This is a genomic window from Streptomyces sp. SID14436, assembly GCF_010548465.1.
Lineage (GTDB): Bacteria > Actinomycetota > Actinomycetes > Streptomycetales > Streptomycetaceae > Streptomyces.
The window spans coordinates 1-12,508 of the sequence record NZ_JAAGMD010000874.1 but is presented as its reverse complement, the minus strand read 5'-3'; the positions used below and the strand labels follow the sequence as shown (position 1 = coordinate 12,508).

Here is a 12,508-nt window from a genome sequence, read left to right as displayed (position 1 = left end):
CTGGGCGGGCACGGACTGGGGCGCGTCCTCGGCGGCCGCGGCCGCGTCGCCCTCCCCCGCCGGTGCGGGGACGCGGGCGTCACCGCCCGCCGGGCGCCTGGGCGTGGACGCCTGGAGCGCCATCCCCCCTGTCGTGCGGAAGAGTTCGTCGGCTCCGGGCAGACTCACTCGGCGTGACACCGGGCGAGCACCTCCCTGGCGAGCTGGCGGTAGGCGGCGGCGCCGACGGAGTTGGACGCGTACGTGGTGATCGGCTCACCGGCGACCGTGGTCTCCGGGAAGCGGACCGTGCGCCCGATGACCGTGTGGTAGACGTGGTCGTCGAACGCCTCGACCACGCGCGCGAGCACCTCACGGCTGTGCACCGTGCGCGAGTCGTACATGGTGGCGAGGATCCCGTCGAGCTCCAGCTCGGGGTTGAGCCGCTCCTGGACCTTCTCGATGGTCTCGGTCAGCAGGGCCACTCCGCGCAGCGCGAAGAACTCGCACTCCAGCGGCACGATCACCTTGTGAGCGGCCGTCAGGGCGTTCACCGTGAGCAGGCCGAGCGAGGGCTGGCAGTCGATGACGATGTAGTCGTAGTCGTCCAGCAGCGGCTTCAGGGCCCGCTGCAGGGTCGACTCGCGGGCGACCTCGCTCACCAGCTGCACCTCGGCCGCCGAGAGGTCGATGTTGCTGGGCAGCAGGTCCATGTTGGGGACCGCGGTCTTCAGCAGCACCTCGTCGGCCGCCATGCCCCGCTCCATGAGCAGGTTGTAGACGGTGAGGTCGAGTTCCATCGGGTTGACGCCGAGGCCGACGGACAGCGCGCCCTGCGGGTCGAAGTCGACGAGCAGCACCCGGCGTCCGTACTCGGCGAGCGCGGCACCCAGGTTGATGGTCGACGTGGTCTTGCCGACGCCGCCCTTCTGGTTGCACATCGCGATGATCTTCGCGGGTCCGTGGTCGGTCAGCGGGCCCGGGATCGGGAAGTACGGCAGCGGGCGTCCGGTCGGGCCGATGCGCTCGCGGCGCTGGCGCGCCGCGTCGGGCGCGAGCGTGGCCGCGTACTCGGGATCGGGCTCGTACTCGGCGTCCGGATCGTAGAAGTGCCCCTCGGGCAGTTCGTCGTAGTCGGCGAACTGGTTGTGGGACGCGCCACTTCCGTCGCCGGCCATGGCGTTCACGTGATGGCCATCCATGCTCTGGTGTGCAGTGAGAGTCGTCTGCTGACTCTGGTGGGCTGCGAAGGTGCGCACAGCGACGGAGCCGACAGCAGCGAACCCCGCGGGACCCCGGTCCCGTGCAGGCATTCCTGGTTGACCACCCCCGGGAGTAAATGTCGACTCATTCACAAGTCGTCTTACCTCCTTGGTGACCAGGAAACTTCTAGACAGGTCAGCGTGGCACCATGCCGACGGTTGGCGACTCTATGGCGTGTCGGGCGTCCACAGCAACACAATCCGCCGGACCCGGCCCGATGTGTCGGCAATGAAACATCCCTCTGTCAAGGGCGTACGGCCGTCGCACCGCAGGTTTCACCGGTGTGCGAATCGGTTGAAGCGTTACGTTCGAGGCGAGTTGTCCAGGAATCGCAAAGTGACCATACACACATCCGGCCGCACCTTGTCGGACAAGGTACGGCCGGATGTGGCGCGTTGACGTCGCAGGTTGACGTATGGCCTTTGACGGCGCGTGACTTGGTCGACTTAGCGTCCGGGAATCGCGGCTGCGGGCTCAGACCAGCACGGAGGCGAGCTCGACGTGCTCCATGCCGTGCGCCTCGGCGACCTCCCGGTACACGACCTTGCCGTCATGGGTGTTGAGGCCCCGGGCGAGCGCCGGGTCCCGGCGCAGCGCCTCCACCCAGCCGCGGTCGGCGAGTTCGACGATGTACGGCAGCGTGGCGTTGGTGAGCGCGTAGGTCGAGGTGTTGGGCACCGCGCCGGGCATGTTGGCGACGCAGTAGAAGACGGACTCGTGGACCCTGAAGGTCGGTTCGGCGTGCGTGGTGGGGCGGGAGTCCTCGAAGCAGCCGCCCTGGTCGATCGCGATGTCGACAAGGACACTTCCGGGCTTCATGCGCGAGACCAGCTCGTTGGAGACCAGCGTGGGCGCCTTGGCGCCGGGGATCAGCACCGCGCCGATGACGAGGTCGGCCTCAAGGCACGCCTTCTCCAGCTCGAAGGAGTTGGAGACGACGGTCTGCACGCGGGTGCCGAAGACCTTGTCGGCCTCCTTGAGCTTGTTGATGTCCTTGTCCAGCAGGGTCACCTGGAAGCCCATGCCGATGGCGATCTGCACCGCGTTCCAGCCGGAGACGCCGCCGCCGATGACGACCGCCCGCCCGGCCAGCACGCCCGGGACGCCGCCGGGCAGCACGCCCCGGCCGCCGTTGGCCCGCATCAGGTGGTAGGCGCCGACCTGGGCGGACAGCCGGCCCGCCACCTCGGACATGGGCGCCAGCAGCGGCAGCGCGCGGTTCGCCAGTTCGACCGTCTCGTAGGCGATGGCGGTGGTGCCGGATTCCAGCAGGGCGTCGGTGCACTCCTTGGAGGCGGCCAGGTGCAGGTAGGTGAAGAGGGTCTGGCCGCGGCGCATCCGGTGGTACTCCTCGGCGACCGGCTCCTTGACCTTCAGCAGCAGGTCGGCGGTGGCCCACACCTCGTCGGCCGTGTCGAGTATCCGCCCGCCGGCGGCGACGTACTCCTCGTCCGGGATCGACGAGCCGGCTCCGGCGCCGCGCTCGACGACGACCTGGTGGCCGTGGCGCACGAGTTCGTGCACTCCGGCGGGGGTGATGGCCACCCGGAACTCGTTGTTCTTGACTTCGCGGGGGATGCCGACCTTCACGTCGATCACGGTCCTCGGTTCAGAGATAAGGGTCATGGACACACAGACCCGGGCCCATAGGGGCACACCGGGAGAGACCGCGGAAGACGGTGCGGCTAGGCCAGTTTAATGAAGGTTTTCTCGCTGTCTAGCCTTCTTTTGCATCAAACTTTGACGCAACTTCTGCGCTTTCGTAGGTTCCGGCCGTCTGTTCCGGAGCCGAACCGTCCTGCGGTGCCTCATCTCCCAGCATCCGCTCCGCCACGCCCCGGTGCACGGCGGCGGACGCGGGGTCCCCGAGGCGTTCGAGCGTGTCGGCGAGCCGCAGGTGCAGTGCGGCCTGCAGCCGCGTGTCCTGCGCCCGGCGGGCCCCTTCGACCGCTTCCCGGCAGGTGCGCAGCGAGTCCTCCGGGCGCCCGGCGTACTCCTGCACCCGGGCCAGCTCGCTCAAGGACCGGGCCTGGGCTGCCAGATCGCCGTTCTTGCGGTACCAGGCGACCGCGGCCCGCCAGTTCCGCTGCGCCTCGCCGTAGCGGCCGGCGTAGGTGTGGGCGGCGCCGATCCGGCCGTACAGGCGGGCGGACTCGGCGCGTTCGTCGCGCGCGAGCCGCTCGGTCAGGGCGCGGCCGAACCAGTCGCAGGCCCGGTCGTAGTCGCCCAGCTCCAGGTGCGCGCCGCCGACGGACTCCATCGCCCGGCAGGTGGCGTACGGGTCGCGCGCCGCGCGGGCGGCGTCCAGCGCGGCCCGGTAGCGGCCCAGGGCGCCGGCGGTGCGTCCGGTCCGGGCGTCCAGGTCGCCCAGGTTCAGCAGGGCCGCCGCCTTCTCCCGGTTCAGGCCGCGCCGCTCGGCCACGTCCAGGACCAGTGCGTGCAGGCCGTACAGGTCGCTCGCGGCGGCCTGGGTGCCGAAGTGCGCCACCATGGCCCGCACCAGCTGGGACATCAGGCGGCGGGCGAGGGTGTCCAGCTCCCCGTCGCCGACCGCCACCCGGGCCGAGGCCAGCAGCGCGGGCCTGGTCAGCCGCAGCCAGTCGGCGGCGGCCCGCGGGTGGGGGAAGCGCAGGGAGCGCGGCATGCCGAGCAGCTTCTCCCGGGCGCGGGGGCTGTCGGTCTCGGTGATGGCCCGGCACGACTGGAGCAGGCGCACGGTGCGCTCCAGCATGCGGGCGCGGGCGAGCTGGAGCTCGGCGGGCCGTTCGTGGACCTCCGCGAGCCCGCGCAGCAGGGGGTGCAGGCAGCCCGGCACCTCGTACTGCGGGAGCGGCGAGGACACCCGGTGCAGCAGGCCGAGGGAGGCGAAGTCGTCCAGGGTGGTGCGGGCGCTGCTCACCGAGCAGCCGGCGAGCGCGGAGGCGATGTGCGGGTCGGCCAGGCCGGCCGGGGCGAGGCTCAGCAGGCGCAGGGTCCGGGCGGCGGGCGCGGGCAGCGCGGCGTGCACCAGCTGCACGGCGCGGCCGACGGGGGTGCCCTCGTCGGTCTCGGTGTGCAGCTGCTTGGCGAGGTCGGCGACGGCGGCCTGGGGCCGGACGGCGAGCCAGCCGCCCGCCACGACCAGGGCGGCGGGCTGGCCCTGGCACTGTTCGGCGAGGCCCTCGGCGGCCCGCGGGTCGACGGTGACCCGCACCGAGCCGGCGGCCCGGGAGAGGAGTTCCACGGCGGACTTGGTGTCGAGTCCGCCGAGCGTGCAGGGGCGGACGTCGCTGATCCCGGTCAGCGGGCCCTCGGACACCGCGACGACCAGGCTGTCGGGGCTGTCCGGCAGCAGCGCGTCGACCTGTTCCGCGTCCGCCGCGTCGTCGAGCACGAGGACGGCGCGGCGGCCGGTCAGGGCGGCGCGCAGGGCCTCGGTCAGCTCGTCCTCGGCGGCCCCGGCCGGGGCGGGCACCTGAAGCGCGTCGAGCAGTTCGCGCGCCGCGCGCTCCACCGGCACGGGGGTGCCGTCGGGTTCGCTCAGCCGGGTGCGCAGCACCCCGTCGGGGTAGCGGTCGGCGACCTGGCGCACCAGTTCGGCGGCGAGCGTGGTCCGGCCGGAGCCGGGGCGGCCCGCGATGAGCAGCACGCGCGCGCGGGGGGCCTTGCGGCCGGAGAGGGTGTCGAGTCCGGCCCGTTCGATGTCGGCGCGGAGTTCCTTCAGTTCGCGGGTGCGGCCGAGGAACCGGTCGGGCACGGCAGCATCCCCGGTGACGCGCACACCGTCCGTGTCCACCGCCTGATCCGTCACGGGCCACACTCCCGTCCCACCGCACGCGCAAGGCCCGCCGGGACTCCGGATCGGGCGTTTTCCAGAGCCTAGTTCACGCTCTGCTACGTTCCGTGCGGAGCGCGGCGCACACGTCCCCCGATCGGATCAGCCGATCGTCACACCAGAGGGGCCGGCGCCGCGGGTCAGGCGTCGAACGGACGCGCCGGCCACGGCGCCTCGGCCGGACGCAGCGCGTCCAGACCGTCCCCCTCGCGCGCGGCGACCAGCGAAAGGACGCCCACCACGAGGCAGTTGTTGTGCAGCTCGCCCGCCAGCACCCCGCGCACCAGGTCCGCCACGGGCACCCGGCCGAGCTCCATGTCGGCCTCCTCGTGCTCGACCTCGAAGCGGTCGCCCGCGGCCTCGGAGAGCCCCCGGGCGAGGAAGATGCGCACGGCCTCGTCGCAGCCGCCGGGCGTGGTGTAGACGTCGGTGAGCACCCGCCAGTCCTCGGCCTTGACGTGCGCCTCCTCGTACAGCTCGCGCTGGGCGGCGTGCAGCGGGTTCTCCCCGGGCACGTCCAGCAGGCCGGCCGGGATCTCCCACAGCTTGTGGCGCACGGGGTGCCGGTACTGGCGCAGCACCACGACCCGGTCGGCGTCGTCCAGGGCGAGGACGGCCACGGAACCCGGGTGGACCTGGTAGTCACGGCCGACCACGGTCCCGTCGGGCATGACCACGTCGTCGGTGCGCACGGAGGTCTTGTTGCCCACGAAGGGGGTCGCGGTCGCCCGGACCTCCCACTGTTCCGGGGTGTCCTTGATCGTCATGCGTGTCCTTCCCGACGTACTGCGGTCGCGCGTGTGCCCTGCGTGAAAACGGGGCCGGGGTGCGCGCCTTTTGAAGGTTCGCACCCCGGCAACCGTACAACCGGGTGTGTTACTTCGAGATCTTCCGCTCCACCGCGGCCTTCACCAGTCCCGCGAAGAGCGGGTGCGGACGGGTCGGGCGCGAGCGCAGCTCCGGGTGCGCCTGCGTGGCGACCAGGTAGGGGTGCACGTCCCGCGGGTACTCCACGTACTCCACCAGCTTGCCGTCCGGGGAGGTGCCGGAGAAGACGATGCCCGCCTTCTTCTCCAGCTCCGCGCGGTAGGCGTTGTTCACCTCGTAGCGGTGCCGGTGCCGCTCCTCGACGTACTCCTTGTCGTCGTACACCTCGCGGACGATGGAGCCCTCGGCCAGCTTGGCCGGGTACATGCCGAGCCGCATGGTGCCGCCCATGTCGCCCTCACCGGCCACGATGTCCATCTGCTCGGCCATCGTGGAGATGACCGGGTGGGCGGTGGCCGGGTCGAACTCGGTGGAGTTCGCGTCGGAGATGCCGGCCAGGTTGCGCGCGGCCTCGATGACGATGCACTGCAGGCCCAGGCACAGGCCCAGCAGCGGGATCCGGTTCTCGCGGGCGTACTTGATCGCGCCGACCTTGCCGAGCACCCCGCGGTCGCCGAAGCCGCCGGGGATGCAGATGGCGTCGACGTCCCCGAGCTGGGCCTCGGCACCCGCCGGGGTCTTGCAGTCGTCCGAGGTGACCCACTTGATCTTCACGCGGGCCCGGTTGGCGAAGCCGCCCGCGCGCAGCGCCTCGGTGACCGACAGGTAGGCGTCGGGCAGGTCGATGTACTTGCCGACCAGGGCGAGGGTGATCTCGTGGTCGGGGTTGTGGACGCGGTCCAGCAGGTCGTCCCACGTCGTCCAGTCGACGTCCCGGAACGGCAGGTCCATCTTGCGCACCACGTAGGCGTCCAGGCCCTCGCCGTGCACGGTCTTCGGGATGTCGTAGATGGAGCGGGCGTCGGGGCAGGCGACCACGGCCGCCTCGTCGACGTCGCACATCAGGGAGATCTTCCGCTTGATCGCGGTCGGCACCTCCCGGTCGCAGCGCAGCACGATCGCGTCCGGCTGGATACCGATGTTGCGCAGGGCCGCGACCGAGTGCTGGGTGGGCTTCGTCTTCAGCTCGCCCGAGGGGCCGATGTAGGGCAGGAGCGAGATGTGCACCACGAACACGTTGTCCCGGCCGACCTCGTGCCGGACCTGGCGGACGGTCTCCAGGAACGGCAGCGACTCGATGTCGCCGACCGTCCCGCCCACCTCGGTGATCACGACGTCCACCTCGTCCGTCGCCATGCGCCGGATGCGGTGCTTGATCTCGTTGGTGATGTGCGGGATGACCTGCACCGTGTCGCCGAGGTACTCGCCGCGCCGCTCCTTGGCGATGACCGTCGAGTAGACCTGGCCGGTGGTGACGTTGGCCGAGCCGTCCAGGTTGCGGTCGAGGAACCGCTCGTAGTGGCCGATGTCCAGGTCGGTCTCGGCGCCGTCGTTGGTGACGAACACCTCACCGTGCTGGAACGGGTTCATCGTGCCCGGGTCGACATTGAGGTAGGGGTCCAGCTTCTGCATCACCACACGCAGGCCGCGGGCCTTGAGCAGCATGCCGAGGCTGGAGGCCGTCAGACCCTTGCCGAGAGAAGAGGCGACACCCCCGGTGACGAAGATGTGCTTGGTCGTCGAAGCTGTGCTGTTTCGAAAAGCAGCGGGCGGCATGGCCAAGACGGGGCTCCCGTGGTCGCGGTCTGGAGGGTGCGGTTCGGGGGATGTCTCGCCCACCGGTCCACGGGCTACCAGCGTAACAGCGCCCGGCGGCGCTGGCGCCCGGCCACGCTCCGCGCACGGACGGGCACCCCCCGGGACCCCGGCACCGGTCCCTCACCCGCTGCTCACCCGTTCGGCGCAGCCGCGTTGCCCGGAGCGGCACACAGATCATCTACGTGCGTCGTATCCTGCTCGGACACTCGCTGCCGAGCAGGGCCGGCCGAACGGCACCACCCCCGTCCGTCGCACCGGAACAACCGGAGCTCGTCAGTTCGTTGAGCAACAATTGGCGCTTTGCCCCCGTGGCCGAGCAACTGCTTTGCTTCGTGGCTCAACGACGCATTGCACAAACCCCCTTGACCGCACCAAGCGACAGCCCCATTGCGGGGTGACGTGGCCGTTCGACTGGAGTTGCACGTGGCCGGGCGCATCGAAGACTACGCACTCATCGGAGACATGCAGACCGCAGCTCTGGTCTGCCGGGACGGCACAGTGGACTGGCTGTGCCTGCCACGCTTCGATTCCCACGCCATCTTCGCCGGTCTGCTGGGCACCGAGGAACACGGCTTCTGGCGGCTCGGCCCCGCCCACGCCGACGACCAGCAGCCCCCTTCCTCCACGCGGCGCCGCTACCGCGGTGACTCGCTGATCCTGGAGTCGGAGTGGGACACCCCGCGCGGCACGGTGCGGGTGACGGATTTCATGCCGCCGCGTGACGGCGCGCCCCAGCTGATCCGGATCGTGGAGGGCGTCTCCGGCCGGGTGCCGATGCGCTCGGCGCTGCGGATGCGGTTCTCCTACGGCCGGGTGGTGCCGTGGGTCCACCGCCACGAGGGCCGCACGGTCGCCGTGGCCGGGCCCGACTCCGTCTGGTACGACACGGCCGCGGACACCTACGGCAAGGACCTGACGACGTACTCGGACTTCACGGTCGCGCCGGGCGAGCGGATGGCGTTCACCCTGTCCTGGGAGCCCTCGCACAAGGAGCCCCCGGCGCTGCCGGAGCCGGAGCAGTCGCTGGAGGCCACGGAGGACTTCTGGCGCGAGTGGGTCGACCACTGCACGTACCACGGCCCCTACCGCGAGGCCGTGATCCGCTCCCTGATCACGCTGAAGGCGCTGACCTACGCGCCCACCGGCGGCATCGTCGCCGCCCCCACCACGTCCCTGCCCGAGGACATCGGCGGGGTCCGCAACTGGGACTACCGCTACACGTGGCTGCGGGACGCCGCGATCACCCTGTCGTCGCTGCTGCGCACCGGCTACCGGGAGGAGGCCCGCGCCTGGCGCGAGTGGCTGCTGCGGGCGGTGGCGGGCGACCCGGAGAACCTGCAGATCATGTACGGCATCGCCGGGGAGCGCGAGCTCGGCGAGGCCGAGCTGGACTGGCTGCCCGGCTACGAGAACTCCGCCCCCGTCCGGGTCGGCAACGGCGCCGCCCACCAGCTCCAGCTGGACGTCTACGGCGAGGTCACCGAGGCCCTGCACCTGGCCCACATGACCGGGCTGGCGCGCAACGACTACGCCTCGCTGCTGCAGCTGAAGCTGATCCACTACCTGGAGAAGCACTGGCAGGAGCCCGACGAGGGCATCTGGGAGGTGCGCGGCCCGCGCCGCCACTTCGTGCACTCCAAGGTGATGGCCTGGGTGGCCGTGGACCGCACCATCAAGCTGATCGAGTCCGGCGAGGTGGACGGCCCGCTGGAGCGCTGGAGGCAGCTGCGCGACGAGATCCACCGTGACGTGTGCGACAAGGGCTACGACAAGGAGCGCAACACCTTCACGCAGTCCTACGGCTCCAAGGAGCTGGACGCGGCGCTGCTGCTGATCCCGCAGGTGGGCTTCCTGCCGCCGGACGACAAGCGGGTGATCGGCACCATCGAGGCGATCCAGCGGGAGCTGTCCACGCCCGACGGCTTCATCCTGCGCTACCCGACGGAGGGCAAGGACGAGGGCGTCGACGGCCTGCCCGGTGACGAGGGCGCGTTCCTCGCCGTCTCGTTCTGGATGGCCGACGACCTGGCCATGATCGGCCGGGTGGACGAGGCCCGCCGGCTGTTCGAGAAGCTGCTGGACCTGCGCAACGACCTCGGTCTGCTCGCGGAGGAGTGGGACCCGCGTCTGCAGCGCCAGGTCGGCAACTTCCCGCAGGCGTTCAGCCACGTCCCGCTGATCGACACGGCGCTGCGCCTGACGGCGTCCGGGGCGTACGGGGGCTGACGCGCCCCGCGCCGCCCCGCGGCCCGACAGGAGGACACCGCCGTACCTGCCTAGGCTGAGGGCAGACAGCAGCCCCACTTTCCGGAAGGGGGCGGCCATGACCTCCCTCTCGAACGCGGGTGCGGCGGTGGCCGCGCTGCGCGAGGAACTCACCGGCCCGGTGTTCACCCCGGACTCCCCGGGCTACGACGAGCACGGACCGTCCACAACGCCATGATCGACCGGCGGCCCGCCGTGATCGCGCGATGCGCCGACGCGGACGACGTGGTGCGGTCCGTGCGCTTCGGCCGGGAGCTGGGCCTGCCCGTCGCGGTGCGCGGCGGCGGCCACAGCGTCTCCGGGCAGGCCCTCAACGACGGCGGCCTGGTGATCGACCTGCGGCTGATGGACGACGTCACCGTCGACCCCGCGGCCGAGGCGGTGCGCGTCGGCGGCGGGGCCACGATGAGCCGGCTGGACCGCGCCACCCAGCCCCACGGCCTCGCCACCACCGGCGGCCGCGTCTCCACCACCGGCGTCGGCGGCTTCGTGCTGGGCGGCGGCTCCGGCTGGCTGGACCGCTGCTTCGGCCTGGCCGTGGACAACCTGCTCGGGGTGGAACTCGTCACCGCCGACGCGAGCAGGGTCCACGCGAGTGCCGACGAGAACCCGGAGCTGTTCTGGGGACTGCACGGAGGCGGGTGCAACTTCGGCATCGCCACCGCGCTCACCCTGAAGCTGCACGAACTGCCGGAGTTCTCCCTCGCCCTGCTGATGTACCGGCCGGAGTTCGGCCGGGACGCGGTGCGCACCTTCCGGGACGTGGTGGAGCCCGGCCCGGTGGAGGCGAGCGGCGGTGTCGTCCACCACATCGCCCCGCCCGAGGAGTTCGTGCCGCCGCACCTGGTCGGCGACCTGGTGTGCACGGTCGTCCTCACCTGCGCGGGCGGCGAGGCGGATCTGCGCAAACTGGCGCAGCCGCTGCTGGCGCTGCCGCACGAGGCGGAGATCGTCGGCGCGCTGCCGTACGCCGAGTTCCAGTGCATGCTGGACGACCCGCCGGGCCTGCGGAACTACTGGTCCGCCGAGTACCTGACCGGGCTCCCCGACGAGCTGGTGGACGTGTACTGCGCCCGCGCGGCCTCGCTGCCGGCACCGACGTGCACGCAGCACACCCTGTTCCCGCAGGGCGGCGCGATCGCCGACGGCCCCGCCGACTACCCGGTGCCCTTCCGGGACGCCCCGTGGGCGGTGCACCCGTTCGGGGTGTGGGAGGACCCGGCCGACGACGAACGCTGCGTGCGCTGGGTGCGGGACGTCCGCGCCGACGTCCGGCCGTGGAGCACCGGCGCGGTCTACCTCAACTTCATCGGCGACGAGGGCGCGGACCGGGTGGCGGCCGGTCTGGGCGCCGGGAACACCGGCAGGCTGCGGGAGCTGAAGCGGCGATACGACCCGGACAACGTGTTCCGGTTCAACCACAACATCCCGCCCGGCTGACGGCACGCCCGGCGGGCGGGCGGCGAGGTGCCCGCGGACCGTCCGCGCGGGTAGCGTCCGGTCCATGGACAGCGGCGGGAACAGCGGGAACGACGGGCGGGCGGCCCGGGAGACCGGCATCACCGTGCGGCGGGCACTGGAACTGCCCGGCCTGCGCAGCGGGCTGCCCGAGGTCGTGGCGGGCACCGGCGGGCTGGAGCGCACGGTGCGCTGGGTGCACGCGGGCGAGGTGCCCAACATCGCCTCGCTGCTCAAGGGCGGCGAGCTGCTGCTGACCACCGGCTACGGCATGGGCAACCGCCCCGCCGACCAGCGGGCGTTCGTGCGCACGCTGGCCGAACGGGGCATCGCCGCCCTGGTCGTGGAGCTCGGCACCCGCTTCACCCGGCTGCCCGCGGCCCTGGTGGACACCGCCCGCGCGGCGGAGCTGCCGCTGGTCCAACTGCACCGACAGGTGCCGTTCGTGACGGTGACGGAGGAGATCCACACCGAGATCGTCAACGGCCACTACGCGCTGCTCCAGCGCGCCGACGAGGTGCACCGGCGCTGCACCGAGGCGCTGCTGAGCGGCGGCGGGGTGCCGCAGGTGCTGCAGATCCTGGGCGGGTTCACCGGCAACCCGGTGTTCCTGGAGACGGGCGACGGTCAGCTGCTGTACGCGGCCGGGGAGGGCCCCGAGGGCGCCGACCCGCTCCAGGTGTGGGAGGGGCTGCGGGATCGCCACCAGGACGACCCGCCGGCCGGTTCGGTCCTGGTCGACGTGCCCGGCGGCGGCCCGGGCAGCGGCGGTGTGCGGGCGCGGCTGGTGCTGCTGCCGGTGTGCGGTCCCACGGCGCCGGTGCACCGCATGGCGGCGGAGCGCACGGCCGACATCCTCGCCGTGGTGCTGATGCAGGCCCGCCAGGAGGAGGAGCTGGCGGCCCGCGGGCGCGGGGACTTCCTGTCCGACCTGGCGGAGGGCCGGGTGGGGCCGGAGGACGCGCCCGCGCAGGCGCGGGTCCTGGGCTTCAAGCCGGGCGGCGGTCCCCTGCTGCCAGTGGTGATGCGGCTGGGCGACGCCCTGGCCCCGCACGGGGGCGGCTGGGCGGTGCTGGCCCGGGCGGTCGCCGAGGAGCTGGCCTCGCTCGGGGTGCCGGTGCTGCTCGGGGTGCGGCCGGTGGA

Annotated in this window: 7 protein-coding genes and 2 pseudogenes; 3 read left to right on the top strand and 6 right to left on the bottom strand. The window is 72.0% G+C overall.

What is annotated here, in order from left to right; translation table 11 throughout:
* The 6 genes and pseudogenes from G3I53_RS34635 to G3I53_RS32150 form a co-directional block, all read right to left on the bottom strand.
* Positions 1-180 (bottom strand): annotated as a pseudogene (locus G3I53_RS34635) (hypothetical protein); the annotation flags it as partial.
* Positions 165-1,292, bottom strand: coding sequence for a ParA family protein (locus G3I53_RS32170; RefSeq protein ID WP_164334293.1), 1,128 nt, complete (start codon positions 1,290-1,292; stop codon positions 165-167). The pseudogene G3I53_RS34635 and the gene G3I53_RS32170, both read right to left, overlap by 16 nt.
* A gap of 424 nt (positions 1,293-1,716) precedes the next feature.
* Complete coding sequence (ald, locus tag G3I53_RS32165; protein ID WP_164334295.1) at positions 1,717-2,832, bottom strand: alanine dehydrogenase; 1,116 nt, start codon at positions 2,830-2,832, stop codon at positions 1,717-1,719.
* 127 nt (positions 2,833-2,959) lie between these two features.
* On the bottom strand, positions 2,960-5,032 hold the full coding sequence (locus G3I53_RS32160) for a tetratricopeptide repeat protein (RefSeq protein WP_164439029.1): 2,073 nt from the start codon (positions 5,030-5,032) through the stop codon (positions 2,960-2,962).
* Positions 5,033-5,196: 164 nt separating this feature from the next.
* A complete protein-coding gene (locus G3I53_RS32155; protein ID WP_164338076.1) occupies positions 5,197-5,823 on the bottom strand; it encodes an NUDIX hydrolase in 627 nt (208 codons plus the stop codon).
* Between the two features lie 109 nt (positions 5,824-5,932).
* Positions 5,933-7,600 carry a CTP synthase gene (locus tag G3I53_RS32150; RefSeq protein WP_164338079.1) on the bottom strand — a complete coding sequence of 556 codons (1,668 nt, stop codon included), beginning with the start codon at positions 7,598-7,600 and terminating at the stop codon, positions 5,933-5,935.
* A gap of 465 nt (positions 7,601-8,065) precedes the next feature.
* Between G3I53_RS32150 and G3I53_RS32145 the strand changes: the two genes are divergently transcribed.
* From G3I53_RS32145 to G3I53_RS32135, 3 genes and pseudogenes are all read left to right on the top strand, one after another.
* Positions 8,066-9,868 (top strand): glycoside hydrolase family 15 protein, encoded by a 1,803-nt coding sequence (locus tag G3I53_RS32145; RefSeq protein ID WP_164338078.1) that lies wholly within the window; start codon positions 8,066-8,068, stop codon positions 9,866-9,868.
* Positions 9,869-9,965: 97 nt separating this feature from the next.
* Positions 9,966-11,347 (top strand): annotated as a pseudogene (locus G3I53_RS32140) (FAD-binding oxidoreductase).
* Between the two features lie 64 nt (positions 11,348-11,411).
* Positions 11,412-12,508: PucR family transcriptional regulator ligand-binding domain-containing protein (locus G3I53_RS32135; protein ID WP_203617559.1), on the top strand; the 1,097-nt coding region annotated here is incomplete at its 3' end.

Excerpts from the sequence above, each read along its gene's own strand:
- G3I53_RS32170 (WP_164334293.1), bottom strand. The coding sequence starts at position 1,292 with ATGCCTGCACGGGACCGGGGTCCCGCGGGGTTCGCTGCTGTCGGCTCC.
- G3I53_RS32155 (WP_164338076.1), bottom strand. The coding sequence starts at position 5,823 with ATGACGATCAAGGACACCCCGGAACAGTGGGAGGTCCGGGCGACCGCG.
- G3I53_RS32150 (WP_164338079.1), bottom strand. The coding sequence starts at position 7,600 with ATGCCGCCCGCTGCTTTTCGAAACAGCACAGCTTCGACGACCAAGCAC.